26 protein-coding genes and 1 tRNA gene are annotated in these 26,554 nt (G+C 70.1%); 11 read left to right on the forward strand and 16 right to left on the reverse strand.

The annotated features are described in order from the left end of the window. Positions 1-183: 183 nt before the first annotated feature. The 4 genes from E1286_RS18915 to E1286_RS18930 all read right to left on the reverse strand — a co-directional run bounded on the left by E1286_RS18915 (position 184) and on the right by E1286_RS18930 (position 3,865). Positions 184-1,011, reverse strand: coding sequence for a PSP1 domain-containing protein (locus E1286_RS18915; RefSeq protein WP_425464761.1), 828 nt, complete (start codon positions 1,009-1,011; stop codon positions 184-186). 88 nt (positions 1,012-1,099) lie between these two features. Further along, entirely contained in the window at positions 1,100-2,125 is a 1,026-nt protein-coding gene (locus tag E1286_RS18920; protein WP_132614281.1) for a permease-like cell division protein FtsX, read from the reverse strand. Then, on the reverse strand, positions 2,122-2,649 hold the full coding sequence (locus E1286_RS18925) for a SigE family RNA polymerase sigma factor (protein ID WP_246074977.1): 528 nt from the start codon (positions 2,647-2,649) through the stop codon (positions 2,122-2,124). The genes E1286_RS18920 and E1286_RS18925 overlap by 4 nt, the downstream gene beginning before the upstream one ends. 43 nt (positions 2,650-2,692) lie before the next feature. Further along, complete coding sequence (locus tag E1286_RS18930; RefSeq protein ID WP_132614283.1) at positions 2,693-3,865, reverse strand: DNA polymerase III subunit delta'; 1,173 nt, start codon at positions 3,863-3,865, stop codon at positions 2,693-2,695. Positions 3,866-4,041: 176 nt separating this feature from the next. Between E1286_RS18930 and E1286_RS18935 the strand changes: the two genes are divergently transcribed. Both E1286_RS18935 and E1286_RS18940 read left to right on the forward strand, forming a co-directional pair. Continuing rightward, positions 4,042-4,647, forward strand: a complete 606-nt coding sequence (locus E1286_RS18935; protein WP_132614285.1) for a TetR/AcrR family transcriptional regulator — start codon at positions 4,042-4,044, stop codon at positions 4,645-4,647. Further along, on the forward strand, positions 4,644-5,357 hold the full coding sequence (locus E1286_RS18940) for a GAP family protein (RefSeq protein WP_132614287.1): 714 nt from the start codon (positions 4,644-4,646) through the stop codon (positions 5,355-5,357). The genes E1286_RS18935 and E1286_RS18940 overlap by 4 nt, the downstream gene beginning before the upstream one ends. Here the strand turns inward: E1286_RS18940 and tmk are convergent. The 4 genes from tmk to topA form a co-directional block, all read right to left on the reverse strand. Then, positions 5,354-7,396 (reverse strand): dTMP kinase, encoded by a 2,043-nt coding sequence (gene tmk, locus E1286_RS18945; protein ID WP_132614289.1) that lies wholly within the window; start codon positions 7,394-7,396, stop codon positions 5,354-5,356. The two genes, E1286_RS18940 and tmk, sit on opposite strands and share 4 nt — an antisense overlap. A 141-nt stretch (positions 7,397-7,537) precedes the next feature. Then, positions 7,538-8,095: a helix-turn-helix transcriptional regulator gene (locus tag E1286_RS18950; protein ID WP_223190105.1), complete on the reverse strand. Its 558-nt coding sequence runs from the start codon at positions 8,093-8,095 to the stop codon at positions 7,538-7,540. Between the two features lie 71 nt (positions 8,096-8,166). Continuing rightward, positions 8,167-9,438 (reverse strand): metallophosphoesterase, encoded by a 1,272-nt coding sequence (locus E1286_RS18955; protein WP_132614291.1) that lies wholly within the window; start codon positions 9,436-9,438, stop codon positions 8,167-8,169. A 13-nt stretch (positions 9,439-9,451) separates the two neighbouring features. Then, a complete protein-coding gene (gene topA, locus E1286_RS18960; RefSeq protein ID WP_132614293.1) occupies positions 9,452-12,136 on the reverse strand; it encodes a type I DNA topoisomerase in 2,685 nt (894 codons plus the stop codon). A 189-nt stretch (positions 12,137-12,325) separates the two neighbouring features. On the opposite strand from topA, the gene E1286_RS18965 reads away from it, so the two are divergent. After that, positions 12,326-12,511, forward strand: coding sequence for a DUF5703 family protein (locus E1286_RS18965; RefSeq protein WP_103957247.1), 186 nt, complete (start codon positions 12,326-12,328; stop codon positions 12,509-12,511). Between the two features lie 116 nt (positions 12,512-12,627). On the opposite strand, the gene E1286_RS50280 is transcribed toward E1286_RS18965, so the two are convergent. Next, positions 12,628-14,445, reverse strand: coding sequence for a chaplin (locus E1286_RS50280; RefSeq protein ID WP_132614295.1), 1,818 nt, complete (start codon positions 14,443-14,445; stop codon positions 12,628-12,630). A gap of 275 nt (positions 14,446-14,720) precedes the next feature. After that, positions 14,721-15,308 carry a hypothetical protein gene (locus E1286_RS18975; protein ID WP_246074978.1) on the reverse strand — a complete coding sequence of 196 codons (588 nt, stop codon included), beginning with the start codon at positions 15,306-15,308 and terminating at the stop codon, positions 14,721-14,723. Between the two features lie 326 nt (positions 15,309-15,634). Here E1286_RS18975 and E1286_RS18980 point away from each other — a divergent pair. From E1286_RS18980 to E1286_RS18990, 3 genes are all read left to right on the forward strand, one after another. After that, positions 15,635-15,720 (forward strand) — tRNA-Leu (locus E1286_RS18980). A 219-nt stretch (positions 15,721-15,939) separates the two neighbouring features. Then, positions 15,940-16,359, forward strand: coding sequence for a pyrophosphohydrolase domain-containing protein (locus tag E1286_RS18985; RefSeq protein WP_132614297.1), 420 nt, complete (start codon positions 15,940-15,942; stop codon positions 16,357-16,359). Between the two features lie 168 nt (positions 16,360-16,527). After that, a complete protein-coding gene (locus E1286_RS18990) occupies positions 16,528-16,971 on the forward strand; it encodes an HIT family protein (protein WP_132614299.1) in 444 nt (147 codons plus the stop codon). A gap of 63 nt (positions 16,972-17,034) precedes the next feature. Here the strand turns inward: E1286_RS18990 and E1286_RS18995 are convergent, their stop codons facing one another. After that, positions 17,035-17,292, reverse strand: a complete 258-nt coding sequence (locus E1286_RS18995) for a hypothetical protein (protein ID WP_132614301.1) — start codon at positions 17,290-17,292, stop codon at positions 17,035-17,037. A 266-nt stretch (positions 17,293-17,558) separates the two neighbouring features. Here E1286_RS18995 and E1286_RS19000 point away from each other — a divergent pair, with 266 nt between their 5' ends. Next, positions 17,559-18,455, forward strand: a complete 897-nt coding sequence (locus E1286_RS19000; RefSeq protein WP_223190107.1) for a CPBP family intramembrane glutamic endopeptidase — start codon at positions 17,559-17,561, stop codon at positions 18,453-18,455. Positions 18,456-18,535: 80 nt separating this feature from the next. Here E1286_RS19000 and E1286_RS19005 read toward each other — a convergent pair whose 3' ends face one another. Beyond that, entirely contained in the window at positions 18,536-19,411 is an 876-nt protein-coding gene (locus E1286_RS19005; protein WP_132614303.1) for a hypothetical protein, read from the reverse strand. Positions 19,412-19,529: 118 nt separating this feature from the next. Between E1286_RS19005 and E1286_RS19010 the strand changes: the two genes are divergently transcribed. Next, a complete protein-coding gene (locus E1286_RS19010) occupies positions 19,530-20,111 on the forward strand; it encodes a TetR/AcrR family transcriptional regulator (RefSeq protein ID WP_132614305.1) in 582 nt (193 codons plus the stop codon). A 4-nt stretch (positions 20,112-20,115) separates the two neighbouring features. Here E1286_RS19010 and E1286_RS19015 read toward each other — a convergent pair whose 3' ends face one another. Further along, entirely contained in the window at positions 20,116-20,451 is a 336-nt protein-coding gene (locus E1286_RS19015) for a DUF6506 family protein (RefSeq protein WP_132614307.1), read from the reverse strand. Between the two features lie 16 nt (positions 20,452-20,467). Here E1286_RS19015 and E1286_RS19020 point away from each other — a divergent pair, with 16 nt between their 5' ends. Beyond that, a complete protein-coding gene (locus E1286_RS19020; RefSeq protein WP_132614309.1) occupies positions 20,468-20,734 on the forward strand; it encodes a TIM-barrel domain-containing protein in 267 nt (88 codons plus the stop codon). A gap of 65 nt (positions 20,735-20,799) precedes the next feature. Here E1286_RS19020 and E1286_RS19025 read toward each other — a convergent pair whose 3' ends face one another. Beyond that, complete coding sequence (locus E1286_RS19025; RefSeq protein ID WP_132614311.1) at positions 20,800-21,684, reverse strand: helix-turn-helix transcriptional regulator; 885 nt, start codon at positions 21,682-21,684, stop codon at positions 20,800-20,802. Between the two features lie 175 nt (positions 21,685-21,859). Between E1286_RS19025 and E1286_RS19030 the strand changes: the two genes are divergently transcribed. Continuing rightward, a complete protein-coding gene (locus E1286_RS19030) occupies positions 21,860-22,723 on the forward strand; it encodes an SDR family oxidoreductase (RefSeq protein WP_132614313.1) in 864 nt (287 codons plus the stop codon). A 444-nt stretch (positions 22,724-23,167) separates the two neighbouring features. Here the strand turns inward: E1286_RS19030 and E1286_RS19035 are convergent, their stop codons facing one another. Continuing rightward, complete coding sequence (locus E1286_RS19035; protein ID WP_132614315.1) at positions 23,168-24,331, reverse strand: hypothetical protein; 1,164 nt, start codon at positions 24,329-24,331, stop codon at positions 23,168-23,170. A 238-nt stretch (positions 24,332-24,569) separates the two neighbouring features. Between E1286_RS19035 and E1286_RS19040 the strand changes: the two genes are divergently transcribed. Then, positions 24,570-25,538, forward strand: a complete 969-nt coding sequence (locus E1286_RS19040) for a TetR/AcrR family transcriptional regulator C-terminal domain-containing protein (RefSeq protein WP_132614317.1) — start codon at positions 24,570-24,572, stop codon at positions 25,536-25,538. A gap of 155 nt (positions 25,539-25,693) precedes the next feature. On the opposite strand, the gene E1286_RS50285 is transcribed toward E1286_RS19040, so the two are convergent. After that, complete coding sequence (locus tag E1286_RS50285; RefSeq protein ID WP_132614321.1) at positions 25,694-26,353, reverse strand: helix-turn-helix domain-containing protein; 660 nt, start codon at positions 26,351-26,353, stop codon at positions 25,694-25,696. Positions 26,354-26,554 lie beyond the last annotated feature (201 nt).

A 26,554-nucleotide genomic window follows, 5' to 3' on the forward strand; every position in this document is an offset into this window, starting at 1 on the left:
TGGCAGGACAGATCCTCCACCATCGGATGCCACCTCTGCCACCGGATATCCGGCCGCCACACCATCCGGCGCTGCGCCGGATGGTGTGGCCAGCAGGTTCGCCGGCGCGGAGTCAGCCGCGCCCAGGCTCGTACGTCTTCGGAGGGGAGCAGACCCCCGGCCTTCGGGCAGGGACGGCGGAGCCTAGTCGGAGCCGTACATCTTGTCGTGCTGGATGCGCGGCGAGCACACCGACGCCGAGGGGCAGGCGCACCGGCGTCCGCCGTCGTCGAGGCGGACCGTCACCGTGTCGGACGGCACGTTGTGGCCCAGCACCGTTCCGTCCCCCTGCGGGGTGCTCACGCGGCTTCCCGCCCGGGGCATTCTGTTGCGGGTCTCGACGTACAGCGGATGCTCGTACTTCAGGCAGCACATCAGCCGCCCGCACGCCCCGGCGATCCGCAGCGGGTTGACGGGGAGGTCCTGGTCCTTGGCCATGCGTACGGACACCGGCTCGAAGTCCTTCAGGAACGTGGCGCAGCACAGGTCGCGCCCGCAGGGCCCGATGCCGCCCTGGAGCCGCGCCTCGTCGCGCGGCCCGATCTGGCGCAGCTCGACGCGGGCCCGGAGGTTGCGGGCCAGGTCGCGGACGAGAGCGCGGAAGTCGACGCGGTGCGGAGCCGAGAAGTACACCGTGTAGACGTTGTCCTGGTCGAGGAAGTCGATGCCGACGACCTTCATCGGCAGCTCATGCCGCTTGATCAGCCGCTTGGACACACTCCGCGCCTCCGCCCGGCGGCGTTTGTTGGCCTCGTCGCGGGCGAGGTGCTCCTCGCCCGCGAGCCCGGCGCACACCGGCAGCCCGTCGATGTCCTCGCTGGTCCACTGCGGCGACCACACGCACTCCGCCACCTCCGGACCGGAGTCCGTGGGGACGAGCACCTTGTCGCCCACCTTGGGGGTGTGCTCGCCCGGATCGAGGTAGTAGAGCCTCCCGTAGCGGGTGAAGCTCACGGCCATGATCATTCCCATGGGCTAGAGCTCGCCTCCTGACCGGCCTGTGGGGGTTACTGACGGCCTTCTTTGCCACATTACGTGGCCATGGGCGCCGGCAGACAGATCATTTGCCCACGGGACACACCTTGCTCTCCGGCAGGCTGAGCCCGAACTGCTGCGACAACACCGACCGATCGGCCAGGCAGCGCTGGTTGACGACCCGGGCCACGCCGGGCTGTCGCCGCAGCTCACGCAGCACGTCGGCCCACGCCGCGTCGTCGCGCAGCTTGAGCCGGAACGACTCCGGCATGTCGGCCTCTCTCATCTTCGCCAGGAGCTCCTTCTTGTCCTGGTATTGACGACGGAAGTTCTCGTACGCCGTGGCCTGATCCTCGAAGACATAGGTCTCGACCTCCGGCATCGAGTCGATCAGTTGCCTGACGGACGCCTTCTGCGCCTCCGTCGCGGCCTTGCCGGCCTCGGTGACCCGGGTGGAGCCGCCATCGTCGGTCGTGTACTTCGCGCCGCACTCGCGCAGGATCACCCCCCGCTGACACAGGAAGACGCTGACATCGTCGGCCGCCGAGCTCGGAGCCGCCTGCTCGACGATGCTCAGGACCCCCGGCATTCGCGTGAGCGATTCGCGGACCTGCTGCGCGCCCCCCTTCTTGACCGTCACCCGGAACGACTCGGGCAGGTCGGTGACCTTCACCGCGTCCAGCAGCGCCTGGTTGTGCGCGAAGCTCTTGCGGAAGGCGGCGTGGGCGACGGACCGAGGGACGTAGCGCACCGTCTCGATCTGCGGAAGCCGCTCCAGCTCCGCCTCGACCGCCTTCGTCTGCAGTGGCGTGATGTTGCGGCCCTGACACGGCGGCTCCTTGGGTGCCGACGCCCCGCAGAGGAAGACGGACGCCTCCCGCGCGGGCGACGGCGGGTTCGCGGCCACCGCGCGGTCTTCGTCACCGGGACCGCCCAGCCCCACGGCCGCTCCCCCGAGCACGACGACCACCGCCGCGGCGGCCACGAGCCGGAGATCCATCTGGAAGCGGCGCCGCTCCGGCGCCCGCAGCGGGCGCAGCGTGCTCACGTCGAGGCTCGCCCCCGCGTCGGCCAGAGCCTCACGGAGGCGGTCTTCCACCGGGCTGCTCATGAGTCCTCCCCAAGTGCTCGGGCGAGGGCGGCCAGCCCTCGTGCGATCGTGGATCTGACCGTGCTGGCGCCGACCCCCATGGTGTCGGCGATCTCCTGGTCGGACAGGTCGAAGTAGTAGCGCAGCGTCAGGGCCTCCCGCTGCCGGCCCGGCAGCTCCTGCAGCGCGCGCAGCACCTCGCGCCGCTCCTCGCCCAGCAGCACGGCGCTCTCCGCCGACCAGACAGGCGGTTCGTACGGCACCGCCCGCCGGAACACCGTCGCCCGCCTGCGCAACACCGACCGGCACCCGTTGAGCACGGCGGAGCGCACGTAGGCCAGGGCCTTGTCGGCGTCGCGCATCCTGGCCCGGCCGGCGTGCGTGCGCGCGAACGCCTCCTGAACGACGTCTTCGGCGCTCGCCTGGTCGCCGACCATCAGGAGCGCCAGTCGCACGAGGCCGACGTGATGCTCGGCGAAGATCGACGCTATGTCGACGCGCTCCCGCGCCAGGGCTTCGCGTTGGGTGAGTAGTTCGACTTCCACGTACCAGAGACGCCTGTCGGCCGGATCTGCTGCTTCGGGAAGCTCAGGGACGCAGAGCCAGCATCATCGCCTCGACGGCGATCTGCGGGTTGACGTTGGCCGCCAGCCGTTCGCGGCACTGCATGATCGCGTCGATCCGGCGCAGCGTCTCCTCGGGGGTGGAGGACCTGGCCAGCTGGTCGAGGTCGAAGCGGAGGTCGTCGTTGGCCAGCTCGACCTCCGCCCCGAACTGCATCGCCAGCACGTCGCGGTAGAACGACACCAGCTCCAGCAGCGCCGCGTCGAGCGAGTCGCGCTTGAGCCGGGTGGCCCGCGACTTCTGCCGGTCTTCCAGTTCCTTCAGCGCCCCCGCGCCGCCGCGGACGAGGCCCCGGTTGAGCCCCTTGCCTGTGGAGCCCTCTCCGTACAGTTTGCGCAGCTCGGATGTCTCGTTCTCGTTGAGCGCGGCCGTGGCGGCGGCTGCTTCGTCCTCGGCCGTCTTCACCAGCCGCTCGGCGGCCGAGACGCACTCGCCGACGCCGGTCAGCGAGCGCGGGATGGCCAGCACGGCCTCCCTGCGCCGCCTGACGTCCTCGTCGAGCGCCAGCGCCCGCGCGCGGCTGATGTGGCCCTGGGCGGCCCGTGCGGCGAAAGTGGCGATGTCCGGCGGCACGTTGCCGCGGGTGGCCAGGACGTGGGCGACCGCCTCGGTGGCGGGAGTGGTCAGCGTGACGAGCCGGCACCGCGACTTGATGGTGATCATCAGATCGTCGGGCGAGGGCGAGCACAGCAGCCAGACCGTACGCGGCGGCGGCTCCTCGATGGCCTTGAGCAGGGCGTTGGCGGCGGCCTCCGTGGCCCGGTCGGCATCCTCGAAGAGGATGACGCGCCACCGCCCCTGCGTGGGCGCCCCTGCCGCCCGCAGGATCAGCTCGCGGGTCTGCCTGACGCTGTAGGACAGGCCCTCAGGACGTACGGTCTCCAGGTCGGGGTGTGAGCCGATGAGCATCTGGTGGCACTGGTCGCAGTGGCCGCAGCCGCCATCGGGGCACATCAGCGCCGCGGCGAAGGCGCGCGCGGCCTCTTCGCGACCGGAGCCCGGCGGGCCGGTGAACAGCCAGGCGTGCGTCATTCCGGCGCCCCGCCCGCCCGCGACGACCTCGCCGGCCGCCGCCGCGGCCCGCGACAGCACGGCCGCCGCGTGGTCCTGCCCGACGAGGTCATCGAAAACCGTCACGAGCCAAGGCTAGCCGCCACCGACGCCCGCCACGTCCCGACCAGGGCGGCACGGGAACGCGGCCGAGTACCGCCCCGACCGGCAGCCTGCAGCGATCCCGGCCGACCCGCCCGAAGACCTCCTGAACGCCGTGCTGCTGTCTCCGTGGGAAAAAAATATTACGATAATATTTTTCCATGACCAAGCACGCCGACGCCGACACCCGGCGCCTGCAGATCGCCGAAGCCCTGATCAGGACCCTCGCCGACCGCGGGATCATCCGCACCACCCTGGCCGACGTCGCGACCGCGGCGGACGTGTCCGTGGGTCTGGTGCAGCGATACTTCCGCTCCAAGGACGAGCTGCTGATCTTCGGCATCGAGCACGTCTACCAGCGCGCCATCGAGCGCGTACGCCAGGTCCAGCCGACCACCCCCATACGCGACTTCTTGACGCGCCTGATGGAGACGCTCCTGCCTCTCGACCAGGAACGGGAACGCGAGCTCAGAGTCTGGCTCAACTTCGTCCAGGCCTCGCTGACCAACCCGAAGATGGCCGCCATCCACCAGACCGCCACCGCCGACCTGATCGGCGGCGCCGCAGAAGTCCTGGCGGCCGCCCAGCGCGCCGGCGAGCTGGACACCACGGTCGACCCGGCGAGGGAGGCGGCGGCACTGGTCGCGTTCGCGGACGGTCTGAGCCTGCACCACGCCGTGACGGGCGACCGCTACGACGCGGCAGGCATCCACGGCGCCCTCACCGCGTACATCTCCCGTCTCTTCGACCGGGGAGCGGCCACATGACGCCGGCGCTCGCGCTGATGCTGGCCGGGCTCGGGCTGATCGACAGCACCAGCTTCGGCACACTCCTGATCCCCGTCTGGCTGCTGCTGACCCCAGGCCGCCTGCGCCCGGGCCGCATCGCCGTCTACCTGACGACGGTGGCGGTGTTCTACTTCGGCGTGGGCGTGCTGCTCACGCTGGGCGCCGACGCTGCCTTGGTCGCGGTACGCGAAGCCCTCGCCGGCATCCCGTCGCTCCACCTCAAAGGAGGACAACTCGTCCTGGGCCTCGCGATCGTCGCGTTGAGCTACTGGTTGGAGGCCGGCGCCCGGCGGCAGGAGGGCAAGCCGGGCAAGGTGCAGCGGTGGCGGGCCAGGGCGATGTCGGGCAGCGGCAGCGCGGGCGCGCTGATGAGCCTGGCGGTGGTGGCGGCGTTGCTGGAGGTGGCCACGATGCTGCCCTACCTCGCCGCCGTGGGCCTGATCGCCGGCGGCGACCTGAGCTGGCCGGTCGCCGGGGTCGCGCTCGCCGGATACTGCCTGGTGATGACGCTCCCGGCGATCGTGCTGACCGTCGCCCGCCTGACCGCCCACCGCGCGGTGGAGCCACTGCTGCAACGCATCAACGACTGGCTGACCAGGAACATCGCGCGGCTGCTCGGCTGGACCGTCGGCGGCATCGGCATCGCCATGACCCTCAACGCGGTGGCCAGACTGCTGTTCGAAGGCTAGTCGCGGATGGCGGGCATCGTGCCCGTGGCGTCTTCAGACTCGTGGGGGACGGGGTCGGGCAGGATCTCGCGGACGCGGTCCTGGATCTGGCGGGTGATGGCGTCCTGCGGCTGGGTGCCGTCGACCACGAGGTAGCGCTCGGGAGCCTTCGCCGCCAGCGCCCGGAACTCCTTGCGCACCCGCTCGTGGAACTCCAGCGGCTCGGACTCGATCCGGTCGGCGGCACCGCCGAGCCGGGTCAGCCCCACCTCGGGCGGCGTGTCGATGAGCACGGTGAGGTGCGGCACCAGGCCGCCGGTCGCCCAAGCGTTGATCTTGGACACGTCTTCGGGGTCGAGGGCCCGCCCGGCGCCCTGGTAGGCCAGCGAGGAGTCGACGTAGCGGTCGGTGACCACGAGCGAGCCGCGGTAGAGGGCCGGCCGGATCACCTTCTCGACGTGCTCGGCGCGGTCGGCGGCGTACAGCAGGGCCTCGGCGCGCGCCGACAACCCGCGCTCGGCCGCGTCGAGCAGGATCGCCCGCAGCCGCATACCGATCTTGGTGGAGCCCGGCTCGCGCGTCTGGACGACGTCGTAGCCCTGGTCGCGCAGCCAGATCGCGATGAGGCGCGACTGGGTGGTCTTACCCGACCCCTCGCCGCCCTCGAAGGCCACGAACAGCCCGGGCACGTGCTCGGGCGCCTCGGCCGGGAAGCGCTCGCCGCGCACCGCCGCGATCAGGTCGGCGGCCAGGGAGACGTCCTTGCGGTCGTCCATGTGCCGCAGCGCGAGCACGCCGACGCCCACCGCCAGCGCCCCGCCGACGACCAGCACCAGGTTGGTGCCGTCGAAGCGGTAGGTCAGCTGGCCGAGGCCCATCTCGTGCACGCCGAACAGGGCCGCCAGCGGGTTGGCCACGGCGACCACCAGCAGCAGCGTCACCCGAGCCGTGGACTGCAGGAACGCGAACGTACGGCCCCGCAGCGCGTCTTCGACCTCCAGCCCGATCAGCGTGTAGCCGATGATCCAGGCGATGCCCGCGCACGCCCCCAGCGCCACGGTCAGCATGACCACGATCACCAGGTTGTGCACCAGCGCGATCGCGACGAGCACCAGCCCGGCGACGGTGATGGCCAGGCCGAACAGCCGCCGCCGCGACAGCCCGCTCAGCAGGCGCAGCCCGAAGAACATGCCGAGCGCCATGCCGACGAAGACCGCCGCGAACACCACGCCGTACGCCGCGTCGCCACCGCCGAGCGCCGCCACGTAGATCTTGGCCACGCCCACCACCGCGCCGCCCGCGGCGAACGCGCCCAGCATGCCGATGATCAGCCCGCGCACCAGCCGGTTGCCGCCCACGAACCGCCAGCCCTCGAACACCTGCTTGAGCACCGAGGGCGTGGAGATCGCGCCGTCACGCCGCGGGATGTCGCGCAGCGTGAAGATCAGCACGGCGGAGACCAGGTAGGCGCAGGCGTTGACGACGAGCGCCACGCTGGTCGCGTCGCGGCCGTCGAAGAACGGCACCAGCCCCGTGACCAGGTCGCCCGCCACCGACAGCGCGGCGAACAGCAGGGCCGCGACCGGCGCGGTGCCGTACGTGACCAGGAGGTTGAGCTGGTTGGCCGACTCGAGCTGGCTCTTCGGCACCAGGTTGGGCACCGTCGCGTCCTTGGCCGGGACCCAGAACAGGTTGACGCACTCGACCAGGATCGTCGCGATGATGACCCACTGGTAGCTGTTGACGAACGGGATCGACAACACCACGGCGAACCTGGCCACGTCGGCCGTGACCATCGTCAGCCGCCGGTCGAACCGGTCGGCGAACACCCCGGCGAGCGGCCCGAGCAGCACGGCGGGCAACATCTTGGCGACGAACACGCCGCCGACGGCCAGCGACTGCACGCGGTAGTCGCCCTCGGTGAGATTGCCGGCCAGCGCGGTCAGGGCCAGCAGGTTGAGCCAGTCGCCCAGACTGCACACCGACATGGCCGTCCACAGCCGTCGGAACGGCGCATTGGCCAGCACGTGAGTCGGGCGGCTACGGCCAGGGGCAGTCATGATTTCAGCGTATCCAGGTGGGGAGCAGAGGCGGGCAGACTAGCGAGGAGCCGGATATTCCCGGTTGCTCGGGGCTGAGGGTATTACGGGAACGGGCACGGGCGCAGGTCACACACCTGGAATAGGCACACAAAAACATCATCAATTCATAACTCCGGCCTCTTCCCGCGCCTCTTCCACCAATGGCCGCCATGCGCCGCGAATCTCCTCCGGCAGCGCGAGCTCGTCCCACAACTCGACGAGCAGCACACCGTCGACGTGAGCGAGCAATTCCTCCGGCCCGCCCTCGCACAGCAGCGCGGTGTAGGCGGCCCGCCGCTCGCCGCGGTCGGCCAGGTCGTAGGACCGGCCGCCGATCCGCGCGACACCGAGCGCCGCCGCGACCGGCAGCCGCCCCAGCCGGCTCGGCACGTGGAACGCGCGCCCGTCGCGGGTCGCCAGCGTCGCGCACTCGACCTTGGCCTCCAGCGTCAGCCGGAACCCGGCCGCGTCGAGGATGCGCCCCGCCGTCTCGAGCGTCGGGGACTTCCTGCCGTGCTCGTACGCCGACAGCGTCGTGCGGGACGTGCCGCTCACGCTGGCCAGGGCCTTCTGGTTGAGGCTCGCCGCCCTCCTGGCCTGCCTGAGCAGCAGCCCGCCGCTTCTGGCCCACGGCGCGATGTCCTGCCGCAGCGCCTCTTCCATGGGCGAGGAGACCATGCCACCTCCTGAGAGTATCCGCACGGATACTACGCCAGAATGGCGATGCGTGACTACTCCATTACCAAAAGTCAGCTTTCCAATTCCAGCATGGTGATCTCGGGCGGCGCGCCCACGCGTACGGGCGGGCCCCAGAATCCGGCGCCCCTGGTGACGTACACCTGGGTGCCGCCGAACCGCGCGAGCCCCGACACCACCGGCTGCTGCAACCCCACGACCAGGTTGAACGGCGCCAGCTGACCGCCGTGGGTGTGGCCGGACAACTGCAGGTCGACGCCGTGGCGGGCGGCCTCGGAGACCTGGATCGGCTGGTGGGCCAGCAGCACCGACGAGCGGCGAGGGTCGCGCCCGCCGAGCGCCTTGGCGAAGTCGGGCGGATCGCCCACGGAGGCCCCGCCGACGTCGTTGACCCCGGCCAGATCGAGCACGGCGCCCTGGTGCCTGATCTCCACGCGCTCGTTTCGCAGCGAGCGTACGCCGAGCTCGCCCAGCTCCTCGATCCACTCGCCGGGGCCCTCGGGCGCGAAGTACTCGTGGTTGCCGGTCACGAAGAAGGCCCCGTAACGCGACTCCAGGTGCCGCAGCGGCCTGGCCAGCGGCCCCAGCCGCGCCACCGAGCCGTCGACCAGGTCGCCCACGATCGCCACCACGTCGGCCTCCAGGCCGTTGATCATGCGGACGATGCGCTCGGTGTGCCCGATGCCCGTCAGCGGCCCCAGGTGGACGTCGCTCACCACGGCGAACCGCAGGCCGCTCAGCCGCGGGTCGAGCCTCGGCAGTGTGACCTGGACCCGTTCGATCACCGGGTCGCCCAGCGCGCTCGAAAGGCCGTACCCGACCGTGCCCAGCGCCCCTGCCCCCGCCACGAAGGCGACGGTGCGGGCGAGGAAGAGCCGTCGGTCAGGAACCGCGGGAAGGTCACGTTCCGCGAGCTGCTCCGGCGCGGGTCCTGTGATGGGCTCGGCCTGCTCCGGCGTTGTCCCCGTGAGGGCCTCGGGCCGCTCCGGCCCCGGACCCGCGAGAGCGGGCACCGCGACGGGCGGCGAGCGGCGCGAGCGGGCGCGGAGGAACGCCGCCGCCACCGCCCGCGGGATCTCCAGCGTGATGAGGATCACCGCGAGGTAGAACATCACCGCCACCCAGATGTAGCCCGCCCAGACCAGCCAGCCCTCCAGCCCTGTCCGGGCGCCCACGAAGGTCGCCACGAGCATGGCGAACAGCACCACGAGGCAGAGGGTCAGCGCCCTGCGCAGGCGCCCCGGCCCGGTGGTCTGCCGCACCAGCCGCCACCACAGGTAGGCGTGCGCGAGCAGACCACCGCCCAGGAAGATCAGGACGAACACATCTTGATGCTACTTACGATTTCGTGGCCGGCTTCTTCGCCGTCGTCTTTTTCGCCGGAGCCTTGCGCCCCGTCGTCTTCTTCGGCGCGGGAGCGCGCTCGCGGCGCTCGGCCAGCAGCTCGGCCGCCCGTTCGATGGTGATGTCCTCCACCGTGTCGCCCTTGCGCAGCGACGCGTTGGTCTCACCGTCGGTGACGTACGGGCCGAAACGGCCTTCCTTGACCACCACGGGCTTCTTCGAGGCCGGGTCGTCGCCCAGCTCACGCAGCGGCGCCGCGGCGGCCGCGCGCCGGCCGCGCTGCTTCGGCTGCGCGAACAGCTCCTTCGCCTGCTCGATGGTGACCGTCAGCAGCTCGTCCTCGGAGGCCAGCGAACGGGAGTCGGTGCCCTTCTTCACGTACGGCCCGAATCGCCCGTTGTACGCCATGACCTCCTCGCCCTCCAGCTCCCCCACGACCCTCGGGATCGACAGCAGCTTGAGCGCGTCCTCCAGCGTGATGGTGTCGAGCGACATCGACTTGAACAGCGAGCTCGTGCGCGGCTTGGGCGCGTCGGCCTTCTTCGTCCGCTTCTTCGGCGTCTCGTCGGCCGGCGGCTCCGGAAGGATCTCCGTCACATAAGGGCCGTACCGGCCGTCCTTGGCCACGATCATGTGACCGGTCACCGGGTCGTGCCCCAGCTCGCGGTCGCCCGTCGGCCGCGAGAACAGCTCCTCGGCCTTCTCCGCCGTCAGCTCGTCGGGCGTCATGTCCTCGGGCACGTTGATCCGGGCGCCGTCCCTGTCGAGGTACGGGCCGTAACGCCCGACCCGCAGCACGATGTCGGTGCCCTTGATCGGGAAGGAGCTGATCTCCTTGGCGTCGATGTCGCCGAGGTCGGTGACCATCTCCTTGAGACCCTCGTCACCGTCGGAGCCGTAGTAGAACCGCTGCAGCTCCGGCAGCCGCTCCGCCCGGTCGTTGGCGATGTCGTCGAGCACCTTCTCCATCTCGGCGGTGAAGGCGTAGTCGACCAGCTCGCCGAAATGCTGCTCCAGCAGGTTGACCACGGCGAACGCCAGGAACGACGGCACCAGCGCCGTGCCCTTCTTGAACACGTAGCCGCGGTCGAGGATCGTGCCGATGATCGAGGCGTACGTCGAAGGCCGCCCGATCTCGCGGTCTTCCAGCTCCTTGACCAGCGACGCCTCGGTGTAGCGCGCGGGCGGCTTGGTGGAGTGGCCGGCCACGTCGAGCCGGGTCACGCTGAGCGCGTCGCCCTCGGCCAGGTTGGGCAGCCGCTTCTCGGCGTCGTCACGGTCGCTCGACGGGTCGTCGGCCCCCTCGACGTACGCCTTCAGGAAGCCGTAGAACGTGATCGTCCGCCCGGACGCGCTGAACTCGACGTCTTCGCCGCCCGTCGACCGCCCGCCGACCTTCACCGTGACCGACTCGCCGACCGCGTCCTTCATCTGGGACGACACCGTACGCTGCCAGATCAGCTCGTACAGGCGGAACATGTCGCCCGACAGGCCGGTCTCGCCCGGAGTGCGGAACTCCTCGCCCGACGGCCGGATCGCCTCGTGCGCCTCCTGCGCGCTCTTGACCTTGCTGGAGTAGACGCGCGGCTTGTCGGGCACGTACGCGGCGCCGTACAGCTTGATGGCCTGCGAGCGCGCGGCCGCCACCGCCGTCTCCGACAGCGTGATGCTGTCGGTACGCATGTAGGTGATGAAGCCGTTCTCGTAGAGGCGCTGGGCGACCTGCATCGTGTACTTCGCGGAGAACCCCAGCTTCCTGCTGGCCTCCTGCTGCAACGTGGTCGTCCGGAACGGCGCGTACGGCTTGCGGGTGTACGGCTTGCGCTCGACGGACCTGACCGCGAACGACACGCCCCGCAACCGGCCGGCCAGCTCCCCTGCGGCGGCCTCCGACAGGTGGAGCACGTCGGCGTTCTTGAGCTGCCCGGTGCTGGCGAAGTCGCGGCCCTGCGCCACCCGCCTGCCGTCGACGCCGGTCAGCGTGGCGGTGAAGTCGCGCGGCCGCTCCTCGGCCTTGCCCGTGTCGAACAGCGCCTGCAGGTCCCAGTAATGGGCGGAGGTGAACGCCATGCGCTCACGCTCACGCTCCACCACCAGCCGCGTCGCCACCGACTGCACCCGGCCGGCCGACAGCCCGCGCTTGACCTTCTTCCACAGCACGGGGCTGACCTCGTAGCCGTAGAGGCGGTCGAGGATGCGCCGGGTCTCCTGGGCGTCGACGAGGCGGAGGTTGAGGTCGCGCGGGTTGGACACGGCGTCCCTGATCGCCTGCGGGGTGATCTCGTGGAACACCATGCGGTGGACCGGGACCTTCGGCTTGAGCACCTCGCGCAGGTGCCAGGCGATGGCCTCGCCCTCGCGGTCCTCGTCAGTGGCCAGGTAGAGCTCGTCGGCGTCCTTCAGCAGCTGCCGCAGCTTGGCGACCTGGGACTTCTTGTCGTGGTTGACGACGTACAGCGGCTCGAACTCGTGCTCGACGTTGACACCCAGGCGAGCCCACGGGAACTCCTTGAACTTCTCCGGGATGTCGTCGGCCTTCTCCGGTAGGTCGCGGATGTGACCGATGCTCGATTCGACGATGTAGCCGCGCCCGAGGTACCCCGCGATCGTCTTCGCCTTGGCGGGCGACTCGACGATCACCAGGCGTGTTCCGCCGGCGCTGCCGTTGTTGGCTGGCACGCTGCTTCCTACCTCGCTGTTCGCTTGCAAATCCCCCTGCCGGGAGTCGGCACAGACTGAAAGGTAACCCGACTCGCGGATTTTTCCTTCCCCCGGGCTACCCACTAGCTTCCGGGTCCACCCACAAGCACGCAGAATAAGGCCCATCGAGCGGCATGGCGCCCTGACTCACCCTGGAGACTAATCGTTGTGCTCGACTACTCCTACATGGATATCTTCATTCCGCGCGACCTCACTCGCGAAGCAGCACGTCAACTGCTGACCGAACACGCAGAGTACGGTCAGTGGGAGCTCGCGCGCGTACGCGTCCACCCCGACGGGAGCCGTCACGTGCGGCTGCGACGCAAGATCATGCGGGTGCGCCGCACGCTTTGAGCGCCCACATGGCTTTGCCCGCCCCGGGCCGCGCCCCCGGAACGGGCAAAGCGTTCACAGCTGCCCGCTCACAGGCTGTGAGCGGGAGTCATACGGTGTTTCGTCGTTCCTGATCCTTACTTGCGGCCGAACCGGAACCGGCGGGCCGACGCGAACAGCGTCGCGGAGGCGGCCAGCATCGCACCGGCCACGAGCGCGAGCAGGGAGCCGGAGTTCATCCCGGTCACGCCGGCGGGCTGCTCGGCGCTCATCAGCCCCAGGTCGCCGACCGGCAGGGTGCGGGTGGTGGAGGTCACCACGCCGCCGGCCGGGGTGGAGGCCAGCAGACGGGTGGCGGGCTCGAGCGCCGAGACGGCGGCCGCGCCCTTGGACTCGACCGGGGCCGCGTGGGCGTGCTTCTTCGGCTTGGCGGGGGCCGCCTTCTTCGGCAGCTGCGGCTGCTGCGGCATCACCGGCTGGCTGGGCATCCCGGGCAGGCCCGGAAGCGCGGGCAGGCCGAGCGTCTGGGAGACGTCGCCGACGACGGGCAGCTGGGCGACGCCGACCGGCAGGTCGTCACCCTGCATCCCCGGCAGGCCGGCGACGGGCACGAGCCCGCCCTTGGCGTCGGCCACCTTGGCGTTCGAACGGACGAAGCGGGGGGACGGGGCGCCGTGGCCGCCGTAACCGGCCTTGCCGACGTTCGCCCCGCCGAGGCAGCCGGCGGCGGCGTCGCCCAGGACGGCCGCGGCGTTGCCGCAGACGTTGATCGGCGCGGTGATCGGCGCGATCAGCTGGTTGCCGCTCAGCACCCCACCGGCGCCCGACGTGCGGTTGCCGCCCGCGCCACCGCTGCCGGACTGCTTGACCGTGGCGCCGCCCTTGCAGCCGGCGAACGCGCGGCCGATCAGGGCCACGGCGTTGCCGCAGACGTTGACGGGCGCGGTGATCGGGGCGACCACCTGGTTGCCGCTCAGCACCCCACCGGCGCCCGACGTGCGGTTGCCGCCCGCGCCGCCGGAGCCGCTCTGGTGGACGGTGGCGCCGCCCGAGCAGCCGGCGATGGCGTTGCCCACGGAGTTGCCACAGGCGTCGATCGGCAGGCTGATCGGGGCGATGACCTGGTTGCCGCTGCCGGCGCCGAAGCGTCCGTCGGTGTCGTTGCCCGCCGAGCGCGGGGCCTTGTGGCGGGCGTGGTAGTGGTGCTTGTGGCCGCCGTCGCCGACCTTCGAGCCGCCGGTGCAGCCCGCGAACGCACGGCCGACCAGGGCCACCGCGTTGCCGCAGACGTTGACGGGCGCGGTGATCGGCGCGACCACCTGGTTGCCGCCGAGGACGCTGCCCCTACCCGACGTACGGTTGCCGCCCGCGCCACCGCCGTCGCCGGACTGCTTGACCGTGGCGCCGCCCTTGCAGCCCGCGGTCGCGTCGCCGAAGATCGCCACGGAGTTGCCGCAGGCGTTCAGCGGGGCGGTGATCGGCGCGATGATCTGGTTGCCGCCGAGGACGCTGCCGTCGCCCGACGTACGGTTGCCGCCCGAGCCGCCGCCCTTGCCCTGGTGGCGCACGCTCGCGCCGCCCTTGCAGCCGGCGTCGGACTTGCCGATCAGCGAGACGGCGTTGCCGCAGGCGTTGACCGGGATGCTGATCGGCGCGTTGATCTGGTTGCCGCCGAGGACGCTGCCGTCGCCCGACGTACGGTTGCCGCCCGAGCCGGAACCGCCCGGGTTGACGACCTCCGCGCCGCCCTGCGAGGACGCCTCGGACGAGCCGACCGCGGCGATGGAGTTGCCGCTGATGTCGATCGGCAGCGAGATCGGCAGGTTGACCTGGTTGCCGCCGCCGATGGACCCGTCACCGGAGGTGTCGGCCAGCGCCGTGCTACTGCCGCCGAACGACATGACGGCCACGGCGAGCAGAGCCGCCGGGGTGGAAGCCTTCGCCCACGTACGCATGATGGATGCTCCTAGTGGTTCTTGGGGGGATACCTGAACGGTTCGCGGGCAGCCCGAGGCCGTGCGAGGTTTCACGCACAGCGGAGACCTCGGGTTCGCGAACAAGTTGAACTGACGTGTTCACCCGCGGGCGGAGGGAAATTCAGGCCACGCTCCGCCGCTTTGCATTTCGGGAAAGAGACCGCCGGCTTTCACGCGTTCGCAGGACCGTTTCGCGGTGCCGTGAACGCGTTGTTCGTGATGTGAGCACGCCGGGCGGTGTCCGGTGATGAGAATCAGTCAGGTGAGAAAGAAGGGTCGTCCGCCGCTGTGCGAACGACGGGGGGAAGCAGGCGCGTCAGTGGAGCGCGCCCGGCCTGAAGCCGCGGGTCGTACTCCGACCGCGCGACGTCCCCGGAGACGGGCCCGAACGGGCCACTGCCACCACCGTTGGGCACCAGACCATCGGTGTCCAGGATCTTTCCGGCGGTGGACCGTGCTGGAAGGCCAGGATCCTGCTGGCTGTTGAGGCCGTCGACCGTGCGACCGGCCATGGCCTCGGCGTTGTCCGACGCCGTGAGGGCGTCGGTCACGGAGAGGCCTGAGGTCCGCTCTCCCCCGGCGGTGGCCGTGGCCGTCGCCGCGGAGGCGTCCGCGGCCGCCGGAGCGGCGCCGAGCATGCCGAACAGGACGGTGAGCAGCCAGCCGGCGACCACCAGGGCGCCGGCCGTGACCGCTCGCAGGAACACGTGACGGGCACCGGCCGCGAACCGCGCCATCCGGCTCGCCCGATCGGTGTCCACGTCCTGGGCCGGGGTCGTCACGCGCAGGCGGCATCCAGCGAGGGCGATGGCCCCCGTCTGATGAACCGCCGTGCGCGTCACGTGACCTCCACTCCAGAACCGGCCTCACGTCGTGAGGCCGGTCCATGGACTCACCCCTCAACGGTCCGTAACCGTAGCAGCACCCAACGTTGCCGCAAGGGCTTTTCACCTGAGTCCCAGAAATTCACCAACAGCTCTGCCACCAAAGCGCACCCAACCGCCCACGGACCCTCTGCTCCGCCCCATGAGCGCCCCATCCCGAGCCCCCTGCGCCCCCATCTTCAGCCGCTTCCGAGACGGCGTGGATTCTTGGTATGACGCACCCCGCAGAGTTTGCTAACCTTACTGAGCCGACGCGGGATGACGGTCCCACGTGCAGGCACCAAGTCCGGGTGGCGGAATAGGCAGACGCGCTAGCTTGAGGTGCTAGTGCCCAGTGATGGGCATGGGGGTTCAAGTCCCCCCTCGGACACACTTCGTACATGATCGCCCGAGCTCAGCTCGGGCGATCGCTGCGTTTCGGGCCGGCTCACAGGTGAGGCGCAGGCCAAACTGGCCATAGACGCGGAGATTCTGCTCCGGTTCCGGCCTGTGCTTGAGATTTTGCCCAAGGCCGGAGACGACCTTCCGCCCCCGCGCTACTTCGCGGTGACGTTGATCGGACGTCGCGCGAAGCGCTTAGGGTCAGGGCATGGACCATGAGCCGATGCGGCGAGTCGCTGAGTTCCGCGAGGTGTTCGACGGTGAGGCCAAGTCCGAACGCCCCGAATGGGCGGAACACCGCCGGACGTTGCTGGTGGAAGAGGCTCGCGAAGCAGCCGAGGCCCTCACCGACCTCGCGGAGGCCCTGCGAACCGGCGACGACCCGCGCACCGCGTACAAGGCGGTAGCCAAGGAACTGGCCGACGTCCTCTACGTCACGTACGGCGCCGCAGATGCGCTGGGAATCGACCTGCCGGCCGTCTTCGTCGAGGTGCATCGGTCCAACATGAGCAAGCTTGACGCGGACGGCCGAGCCCTCCGCCGAGCCGACGGCAAGGTACTCAAAGGCCCCGGCTACCAGCCACCGATCCTCGATGACCTCGTCGAGTGGCCGTCGACCGGCTCCTGAGTGCTCCGACCGACGTCCGACCAAGATGTGCGGAGGTGCCACGGGTCGTCAGCTGCGGTTCATGGCCGGTCACCCGCGACGCTCCACACCCCTTGAAGGCGCAAACCGCAGCGAGCCTCGCCGAAATCAGACTCCACGGTCGCCGACGACCAGCCAGGGAGGCGCCCCGTGCACAACCACGAACCCGCCGGCTACCACTGCCCGTTCTGCCACCTCACCACGGACCGGGAACCCGACGTGGTCTACCGCGACGAACGCGTCTTCGCGATGATCTGCCCTCGCTGGTGGCCACGGAACGCGGGACATCTGCTGATCATCCCTGTCGCCCATCACGAGAACCTCTACGACCTCCCCGCCGCCGACGGCCACGCGATCTTCGACGCCACCCGAATGCTCGCCCGCGCCATGCGCACCGCCTACGACTGCGCGGGCGTCTCCACCCGCCAGCACAACGAGCCCGCCGGCAACCAGGATGTCTGGCACTTCCACCAGCACCTCTTCCCCCGCTACCCCGGCGACGACCTCTACGGCACACCCCCGCAGCCCGACTGGCTCCCCGCCGACCGCCGCCGCGCCTACGCGGATCGGCTGCGCGCCGCACTCAACCCCTAGCCGGCAGGCACGTGTGCAGTTGATCCGCTGCTCCTGATCCTCGGACCCGACCTCGTTGCCGGGTCACGGCCCGATCCTGGTCAACGGGCGGCTATCGAGCTTTCCGGTCAGGTCATCGCGACGGCCGAGGAGGCTGGCCTGGTGCTGACGCACCGCTGGGTGGCGTTGCTGCGCGGGCTGCGGGACGACGCGCTGGTGAACCGCGCGTCGTTCTTCCAGATGCTGGAGGCCCGCCGTCACCAGGAGCAGGGGCCGGCGGTGTGTGTTGCTGCCCATGAGGACCTGCTCCTGCGGAAGCGGGGTGCCGGGGATGACGATCACTTGGTGCGGCACCAGGACGCAGGAGCGGCGCTCTCTTCGTTGTCCACAGGCTGTGAACAACCGTGTGCGGTCGGGCAGGCTGGGGCCCGTAGGGCGGAGAAGGCAGCACAAGCGCGGCTGGTGAGGGTGATCCGGCACGGTTCCTGTCCCCCGTGAGAGCTACCGCTGATGTCCGTCCCAGTGGGATGGCACGGCCCGTTCCGCTCCGTAATCTCCATGGCGACGCAGGGAAGCGCTGCGGAAACCCAGTCGAGAGGATCGCGATCATGGCGCGCACGGATCGCTTGGAGAGCATGCCCCCGCAGGCCGAAACCTCCACGGCCCGGCGCCGGTTGCGGGCGTTCCGGTTCCCCGTCCTGCTGATCGCCCTGTTCGGTGTGATGGCCGCGATCGCCGGGGTCAACCAGCTCGTCTCGCCCGTCCCGATCATCGCCCTGCCGGTGGGGATCGGCCTGGCCATCGCCGCTGTGGCGTGCTACCGCTGGCTTTGCCGAACCGTCGAGCTCCGCCCGAGCGTCCCCGAACTTGAGAAGGCGGACAGGCGATCCCATCTGCGGCGTGGAGCGCTGCTCGGATCCGGCCTGTTCACCGCGTTGATGTTGCTGATCGCGATGTTCGGTGGCTGGGAGGACGTGTCCTGGGGTTCGTTCGGCGGTTTCCTCGGCACCGCCGGCATGATGGCGAGCGTCGCGGTCGTCGAAGAACTCCTGTTCCGCGGGGTTCTGTTCCGCATCATGGAGGAACGTACGGGTACCGTGATCGCCCTGGTCGTGTCCACGCTGCTGTTCGGTGCGACGCACCTGGTGAACGTCAACGCCACACTGTGGGGCACGCTCTCGATCGCCTTGACGGGCGGCGTCATGACGACCGCCGCCTACGTCGCCACCCGCTCGCTGTGGCTGCCGATCGGCCTGCACTTCGCCTGGAACTTCACGCACGCCGGGATCTTCGGCGTCATGCTCTCCGGATCGGACGTGGCGCCCCACGGCCTGCTGAACGTCACGCTGTCCGGCCCGTCCGCGCTGACCGGAGGCACGTTCGGGCCCGAGGCCAGCCTGCTCGCACTGCTGGTCTGCCTGGTGCCCACGGTCCTCCTGCTGCGGCGGGCCGTTCGCGCCGGTCAGATCCGGCGCCGCTCGTACCGCACCAAGCTCTCCGCCTGACCTGCCCGGCATGGCGGGACCCGTGGGTGATCTTCGGCAGCGTTTCACCCGGTGATCGAGCAAAGCCGACGGCGAGCGCCTCAAGACCTGGGGGCCGACTGGCGGAACCTGGTCTGAAGCGGCCTGGATCTGGTGACTCGCAGCAGGGCGATCGAGTACAGCAGGCCCGCCACCGCCGACACCACGGCCGCGATCAGCAGCGGGATGCGGACGATGCCGTCGTGGCTGAGGGCGACGAAGGTCGGCCCTGACAGGGTGGCCACGCTGCAACCGGCCCAGGTCGCCCCGACCGCCCAGCGCGGGTGCCGGGCCACGAAACCGCGCGCCAGCGGGGTGGCGTACCCGATCACGACCAGCAGGCCGGTGATGGCCAGCACCGTCCGCTGGGTCGGGCTCTCGAACCCGGCCGGTCCACCGGCCTCGGGGCCCGTGATGGCCCAGATCAGCAGGGCCAGGCCGTATCCGAGCAGCGGGACCGCGCAGATCGCGGAGACCGCCGGCCGAGGCGGTCGCGGGCCGGAGGTGAAGATGTGCCGCCAGCGGTCCATGGCGTGCAGCAGCACCAGGACGGCGAGGCAGCAGCCGAGCACCCCGAAGCCGCCGTAGATGATGACGAACACCCAGCCGGCCAGACCGTCTCCGCTGCCTACCGGGACGTCCGTGCCGGTGACCAGCTGGACCAGCAGCCCGACCGGGAGGCCGAGCACGATCGGGGCCAGCAGTCCGGTGGCTCCCCAGGCGGGCACCAGCACCAGCCAGGCCGGCAACCGGTGGCTGATCGGCCGCGGGAGCACCACCGCGAGCCCGATCGCGAGCAGGTCCATCGCGACCGTGAGGTAGTTGCCGACCAGATGGCGTGGATCGTTCATCGTCGCCGCGCCTTCGGCGCTGGTGATGCCGATCGTCGATCCGGACAACCAGGCCACTTTGAAGATCAGATACGGAAGACAGGACACGACCGCGATGATCACTACTGTCGTCCGTAAAACCCGGCTTCGCTTCGTGGAATGCATGATCATCCCCGCAATTAGAGAACGGTCTCTAGAACAAGAGTAGCGGCTAAGCTCGTGATCGATGCCCAGGAGTCCGTCGTTCACCCATGATCAGATCCTCGATGCGGCCAGGGACGCGGCCTTCGAGCACTGGCGGTCGGCCACCGTCGGTCACGTCACCGCGCTGCTGGGCGCCCCCTCGGGATCGATCTACCACCGCTTCGCCTCACGCGACGTGCTCTTCGGATCGGCATGGATCCGCTCGATCAAGACCTTCCAGGCGGGGCTGACGCGCGCGGCCGAGACCGACGACCCGATCGAGGCGATCGTGCGAACGGCGCTGTGGATCCCCGAGTTCTGCCGTCGCCACCCGCGTGATGCCCGCATGATGACGGTCTTCCGGTACGCCGATCTGGTCGCCACGGGCCCGCCCCAACTGCAAGAGGAGCTTCGCCACCTGAACGACCCGGTCGTGGATCATCTCCGGCGGCTGACCGAGCGACGCTACGGCCGGGTCACCCGGCACGGGATGGAGGTGGTGGCGCTGGCATGCCGTGATTCGCCGTACGGCATCGTCCGGCCGATCATCGGCGAACGTATCCCGGCCTGGATCGACGACGCCGTCCGCGTGACCAGCACCGCGCTGGCCCACCTGGAAGACTGAGCTGTCAACGCCGGTATCCGGTCACCCCTACCGGCACGCTCTCGTTGACGGCCCGGATGACCGGCTCGGCCCCTTCCGGCCCCTCCCCGCCGTACAGCTCGATGAGCTGCAGCTCGCCGGCCATTTCGCCGGCGACCCCGGCGGCGGCGCCTTCGTCGGGCACCCCTATGAAGGTCGTCCTGCCGCCCGCGTCCTTCTCGTGCACCACGCGGTCGACTTCGGGATCGGCGCCCTCGTGCACGATGATGAACGCCTCCGACAGCGCCTCCCCGTTCTCGAAGCGCGTCTTGTACGAGGCCACGGAGGTCAGCGACTCGAATCCGTAATAGACGGCGCCCACGGGCACCTTGCCGCCCGTGGCCCGGCGCGCGCCGCGAGCGATGCGGCCGATGGTGCTCGCCTACCCGGGCGACCGCGCCGCCCGGGACGCCGACCTGCAGTATCTCCTCGGTCCTGACATCCTCGTCGCCCCGATCCTGGAGCCAGGGGGCCGGCGCAAGCTGTGGGTGCCGCCCGGCCGGTGGCGGGCGCTGTGCGGCACCCAGCCGCTGAACGGCCCCCAATGGGTGGACGTGGACTGCGGCCTCGACGAGTTCCCCGCCTACGCCCGAGCAGATCGGTAACGGGCACCGCCCGTTTCCTGGCGCCGGCGAGGTTCATCAGGCGAGCCCTTCGCGCCTGCGTACCGTCACTGCTCCTGGGCGAGGCCGGGCCGGTGGTCCCCGGCGGTGCTGGGGAGGGACCAGCTCGCGAGAAGGTCCAAGGCGCGTTTCGAGGGGGAGCCGGCCTCGGCGGTGTAGATGAAGAGCGTCGTGTCGGGGTCTCCGGGCGGGGTGAGGGTCTCGTACTCGACGGTCAGTTCGCCGACGATCGGGTGGCGCAGGCGTTTGGAGCCGTGGGTGCGCTGGTGGACGCGGTGCTGCTCCCACCAGTCGGCGAACTCCTGGCTGTGTTCGCGCAGCTCGGCGATGAGGGCGGCGGTGGCCTGGTCGTCCGGGTCGCGGCCGGCATCGAGTCGCAGGCTCTCGACCGCTTCCCGTGCGTGGACCTCCCAGTCGACGAACAGAGATCGGGCCTCGTCGTCGAGGAACATCCATCGCGCGTAGTTGCGGTGGCGGGGCGGCAGCCGTTCGAAGTCGGTGAAAAGCGCTCTCGCCAGCTGGTTGGCGGCGAGCACGTCGGTGCGGCGGCCGAGGATGAGCGCGGGCTCGCCGTCGAGGGCGTCGAGGAGCTGGTAGAGGCCGGGGCGCACGCGCTGGACGCCGCGGGCTCGTCGTCGTACGGGCGCCGCGGTGATGCCGATGAGGTCGCGCAGATGCGCGCGTCCCGCGTCGTCGAGCCCGAGGGCACGGCCGATGGACTCGACGACGGCCGGTGAGGGGATGATGCGACGGCCCTGTTCGAGACGGGCGTAGTAGTCGGTCGAGACTCCGGCCAGGAGGGCGACCTCCTCGCGGCGCAAGCCGGGGACCCGTCGTACGCGACCGTCGGGCGGCAGGCCGGCCCGGGACGGGTCGACCTGGCTGCGAGCGCGTCTCAGGAAATCAGCGAGTTCCCGGTTGGATTCCGCCATGAAACCAGTGTCGCCGATGCGGTCCGTTCCTGACTGGTCCTCTGCGTCCTAGGTTGCCCGGTCTAGGTTGCGCAGGGCGCGATATGGCCCTCCACAGCGGGTTGCGCCGGCCGATGCTGATGATGTGCCGGTCACCAGCCGGCGCCACCAGCGACATCGAAAGCAGAGGATGACCATGAGCTTCCCCACAGAGCGACCGGCGGTTTGGTTCGTGACCGGCACCTCCCGCGGCCTGGGCCTGGAACTGGTCAAGCAGCTGCTGGAGCGCGGCGACCGCGTCGCCGCGACGACGCGGTCGTCCGACCGGCTGCTCGCCGCACTCGGTCACGGGGTCGACACGACCAACCTTCTCCCGCTCACCGTCGACCTGCGCGACCAGGCGGCGGTCGAGCAGGCCGTCCGGGAGACCACCGAGCGCTTCGGCGGCCTGGACGCCGTCGTCAACAACGCGGGCTACGGCTTCCTGGCCGCGGTGGAGGAGACCAGCGACCGCGAGGTCCGCGACATGCTCGACGTCCAGGTCGTGGGCGTGTGGAACGTGTTGCGTGCCGCCCTGCCCATGCTCCGCGAGCAGCGCGGCGGCCACATCGTCAACGTGTCCTCGATCCTGGGCCTGACCGCTGTCCCGGGCTGGGGTCTCTACTGCGCCGGCAAGTTCGCGCTGGAAGGGATGAGCGAGGCCCTCGCCGCCGAGGTGGCGGACTTCGGCATCAAGGTCACCATCGTCGAGCCGGGCTACTTCCGCACCCAGTTCCTCACCGAGGACTCGATCGCCCTGCCCGCCGAGACGACCCCGCACTACCCGGCGATCCGCCAGATGGTCCTCGACCACCTGAAGCTCCAGGGCAGCCAGCTCGGCGACCCGGTCAAGGGCGCGGCCGCGATCATCGACCAGGTCCGCGCAGGGAAGGGCCCGCTGCGGCAGCTGCTCGGCTCGGACGCCCACTCCTACGCCACGGCCAAGGTCGAGGCCCTGCGGGCGAACCTCGACGCCACCGCGCTCACCGCGCCGGCCACCGACTTCCCGGCCGCCTTCTGACCGCGGTCTGTGGGCCTGGCCCGCTGACCTGGGAAGGCTTTGCTTCTCGCAGGGACACTGCGTAGACCGCTCCCGCTAGCGTGGCAAGTGTCTCGTGCGCCGCACCGGCGTCCCGGAAGGCAACATCGACGCCGCAATCAGCTCGCATCTTCCACGGTTTCATCACCTCACGGAGGATCTCGATGTTCGAACGCCCGCTCGTAGCCGCCGCCGTGATCGCATCCGTACTCGTCGGCTCCGCATGGTCCGCCGCGCCGTCCGTCGGCGCCCAGGCGAGCTTCGCACCGGTACAGGATCCCGTCCCTGTCCCGCCCGTTCCGGAAGCACCGGATGATCCCTACGACGTTCCGCCGCCCGGCGAGCGCCATGACCATCGCGAACGGCGATAACGCCGGCGACCGGATGAGCTCAGGAGGGCCTCCTCCTGAGCTCATGTCCAGTCCATCACCAGCTGGGTGTGACGTTTGGGGATGAGCCAGAAGAACGGGCCGGGGTGCTCGCCTCGCTGTGGTGCGGGTCCGTTCCCAGGGAGCCGGCGGGTGCCGTCGTCTCGCCGTGCGCGAGCTCATTGCGGTGCGCCGCCTTCCTGCGGCGGACCAGCTCGCTTCGGCTCACCGCCTCGGCGCGGCGGGCCAGCTCGTTGCGGTGGGCCGCCGTGACGGCCAGGGCCGCCAGCAGCGCGGTCATGACGGCCGTCGCCGCGAGCGCGGTCCAGGTGGCCGCGTCGGGGTGGATCAGCGACTGGCCGCGCAGCGCCTGCCAGGCGGTGATGGTGAACAGCGCGCTGTAGCCCAGGATGACGACCCCGGTGAGCTGGGCGCGTACGCGTTCGTGGCGTAGCCGGCCGATCCTGGCCGCGAGGGCGGTGAGAACCAGCACCGTGAGCACGAACACCTGGATGGAATGCAGGCCGATGAAGTGTGGGACGCGCAGGTCGCCGCCTGTGGTGCTCCAGTTCGTCATCGGCATGCCGCCGCCGTCCGGTGCCCCGACCCCGTGTCCGCCCACCAGCGGGACCGGGCTGCCGTAGGCGTCCTCGACCGTGCGGGACCCGGCCGACGAGGTCCACCCGGTGATGAAGGACGCCAGCGCCATGCCGAGGACGGCCAGCCCGATCCCGGCACGCAGGGCCCAGGTGAGTGCCGCGTCACCGATGCGCTGGAACAGCAGCATGATGGCAACGATCAGGCTCGCCCCGAACAGCCCGAACACACCGGTGGAGAAGATCTGCTGCCCGATCTGGTTGAACGTGTCGGTGCCGGCGTTGAAGTGGCTGAAGGTGCCGCGGGCGGCCTGCACCGCGATGAAACCGACGTCGATCAGCCCGGCGACGGCGAAGACCGTTCCGACGGTCCACATCGTGCGCCGCGCCCGGCGCAGTTTCGGTATCAGCCAGGCGAGCGTCGCGCCGTACATGACGAACGACGCCCCGAACTTCAGCGGCTTGGCCCAGATCGACTGGTGCAGGAGCTCGCGACCGTCGGCGAAGAGACCGACGCTCGCGACCGCGACCAGCGCGGACATGGCCGCCACCATGATCGTGAGCGGCCGATGCCACGACCGTACTAAGGCATACGAGATGGACAACCAGCTCCTCAACTGGTTCATGCGGCCTCCGTCGACCATGCCGAGGCCCCCACGCAACGCCCTCGCCAGGCTGTTACCTTCGCCCGCCGCATGCATGCGTACGACGTATCAGATGTCATGCGTACATCGTATGAGCACGCCTTACAGACATCGTGAAATTCCCGCTTATTGGCGGCATAAAGTGTACTAGTGTGCTGAAGAATGAACTAGTACATTGAAGGCAAGCGCGCGACAACCGTCAAGGGATGGGAAGGCACTCATGACCTCGGCCACGCAACGTCCGGATCCGCCCTACCGGCGCATCGTCGCGGAGTTCCGTACCCGGATTCTGGCCGGCGACCTGCGGCCAGGCGATCGCGTGCCATCCATCCGGCAGATCGCCCAGCGATGGGGTGTCGCGGTCGCGACCGCGACCAAGGTTGTGGCGGCCCTGCGTGACGAGGGGCTGGTCGAGGCGAAGGTCGGCGCCGGTACGGTGGTCAGCGCACGCGCGAGCCGAAAGGAGCGGTCGGCCGGTCCGGCTGTGCTGCCGACGGCGCGGCAGGCCGGCGCCCCCAAGGGCTCGCTGAACCGCAAGCACGTCCTGCGCACCGCCATCGCGATCGCCGACGCCGAAGGGCTCGGCGCGGTGTCCATGCGGCGGCTCGCGGCCGAGCTCGGCGCGGGCCCGATGTCGCTGTATCGGCACGTGACGGGCAAGGACGAACTGGTGACGCAGATGGCCGACGAGGTCTTCGGCGAAGCGGAGCTGCCCGTCCCGGGGCCGGAGGGGTGGCGGGCCAAGCTCGAGCTGATCGCTCACCGGCACTGGGAGCTGTCCCGGCGACACCTCTGGCTGCCCAGGGCCGTCTCGTTCACCCGCCCCTTGCTGGTGCCCAACATGATGGCCCACACCGAGTGGACCCTGCGCGCACTCGACGAGCTCGAGTTGCCCATGGAGACCCGGATCCGCGAGGCGCTCACGCTGCCCGCGCTGGTCCGCACCGTGGCGCTGTCCATGGCGGAGGAGGCCGAAGCCGAGCAGGAGACCGGCGTGACGCTCGACGGGTGGTGGCTACTCCAGCGCAAGCGGGCCGACGAACTCCTCAGCACTGGACAATTCCCGCTCCTGGCCATGCTCCCCGAGGAGACGGTGTCGGACCTGGACGGGATGTTCGACTACATCCTGGCACGCCATCTCGACGGGTTCGCCGTCATGCTGAGCAGGGGTGCAGCTCGTCCTCGGTGATCGGTCGGCCTGGGGTTCGCGTCTCCTCCGACGCGGCCGGCACCCGTGCCCCGCGCGTGAGCCGGGCGGCTTCGAGCATCTCGGCCCGCAGCCAGGGCGCGCTCACCGAACTGGTCGCCACGCCGTCAGGCAGATGTTCCCCACTCGGGGACAAATCAGGACAGGAGGTCGCGCCAGCGGTTGGCCGACTCCATCGTGTCAAGGCTGATGCGCTCCAGGAACGCCCCTCCCCCGGCCAGGCGGCGGCCCACGGGCGTGTCGAGGCCGTACTTCTCCGCCGCCTCCTTCGCGGCCACCGCGGCCTCGAGCGACTGCCGGCAACTGGTCGCCACCGAGTGGTACCAGGTGTCGTCGTCGACCACGTAGATGTCGCGGCGCCGCTGGGGGTCGCGCTCACGCCTGATGATCCCCTGCTGGATCAGGTAGCCCACGGCCACGGAGACGGACGCCGGGCTGACCTTCAGCATGCGCGTCAGCTCGGCCGCGGTGCGTCTGCCGTCCTCGGACAACAACAGGTCGATGAGCACGCGCGCCATCATCTTCGGCAGGCCCATCCTGACCGTCATCTCGACGATCCCGTCTTCCGGCATGCCGTCCGGCGGTCCGGCGGCGGGCGGGGGAACCGGCGTGCCGCGGCGCGCCCGCCGCTCGGTCGCCCGGTGCGCCTCCTCCGGCCGGTAGCCGCCGGGGCCGCCGTTGCGGGCGATCTCCCGGCTGATCGTCGAGGTCGGCCGGTCGAGCCGCCTGGCGATCTCGGCGTAGGAGAGCCTTTCTGTGAGACCGGCCGCGATGCGCTGACGGTCCCGCTGGGTCAACCTTCCACCTGGCATGCCGCCAGTATTGCTTTCGCCGTCATCCATTGCAACGTTTCATTGCGTTCGAACTCAGCGTCATTGCATCAATTTACGGGCATTCACCTGGGTATATGGACTTCCTGCGATTGACGATCGCTTTGAGTGAAACGTAGCGTTCACAACATGTCGAACACGTACTATCGTGATTATCCGTCTTTCGAC

Origin of the sequence: Nonomuraea terrae, assembly GCF_004348995.1 — a bacterium.
In the GTDB taxonomy this organism is placed as follows: Bacteria; Actinomycetota; Actinomycetes; order Streptosporangiales; family Streptosporangiaceae; genus Nonomuraea; species Nonomuraea terrae.

Bases quoted from the DNA above. Each gene is read 5' to 3' on its own strand.
- E1286_RS18915 (WP_425464761.1), bottom strand. From the start codon at position 1,011: ATGGGAATGATCATGGCCGTGAGCTTCACCCGCTACGGGAGGCTCTAC.
- E1286_RS18920 (WP_132614281.1), bottom strand. From the start codon at position 2,125: ATGAGCAGCCCGGTGGAAGACCGCCTCCGTGAGGCTCTGGCCGACGCG.
- E1286_RS18935 (WP_132614285.1), top strand. From the start codon at position 4,042: ATGACCAAGCACGCCGACGCCGACACCCGGCGCCTGCAGATCGCCGAA.
- E1286_RS18940 (WP_132614287.1), top strand. From the start codon at position 4,644: ATGACGCCGGCGCTCGCGCTGATGCTGGCCGGGCTCGGGCTGATCGAC.
- tmk (WP_132614289.1), bottom strand. From the start codon at position 7,396: ATGACTGCCCCTGGCCGTAGCCGCCCGACTCACGTGCTGGCCAATGCG.
- E1286_RS18950 (WP_223190105.1), bottom strand. From the start codon at position 8,095: ATGGTCTCCTCGCCCATGGAAGAGGCGCTGCGGCAGGACATCGCGCCG.
- E1286_RS50280 (WP_132614295.1), bottom strand. From the start codon at position 14,445: ATGCGTACGTGGGCGAAGGCTTCCACCCCGGCGGCTCTGCTCGCCGTG.
- E1286_RS18985 (WP_132614297.1), top strand. From the start codon at position 15,940: ATGGACCATGAGCCGATGCGGCGAGTCGCTGAGTTCCGCGAGGTGTTC.
- E1286_RS19000 (WP_223190107.1), top strand. From the start codon at position 17,559: ATGGCGCGCACGGATCGCTTGGAGAGCATGCCCCCGCAGGCCGAAACC.
- E1286_RS19010 (WP_132614305.1), top strand. From the start codon at position 19,530: ATGCCCAGGAGTCCGTCGTTCACCCATGATCAGATCCTCGATGCGGCC.
- E1286_RS19025 (WP_132614311.1), bottom strand. From the start codon at position 21,684: ATGGCGGAATCCAACCGGGAACTCGCTGATTTCCTGAGACGCGCTCGC.
- E1286_RS19030 (WP_132614313.1), top strand. From the start codon at position 21,860: ATGAGCTTCCCCACAGAGCGACCGGCGGTTTGGTTCGTGACCGGCACC.
- E1286_RS19035 (WP_132614315.1), bottom strand. From the start codon at position 24,331: ATGAACCAGTTGAGGAGCTGGTTGTCCATCTCGTATGCCTTAGTACGG.
- E1286_RS19040 (WP_132614317.1), top strand. From the start codon at position 24,570: ATGACCTCGGCCACGCAACGTCCGGATCCGCCCTACCGGCGCATCGTC.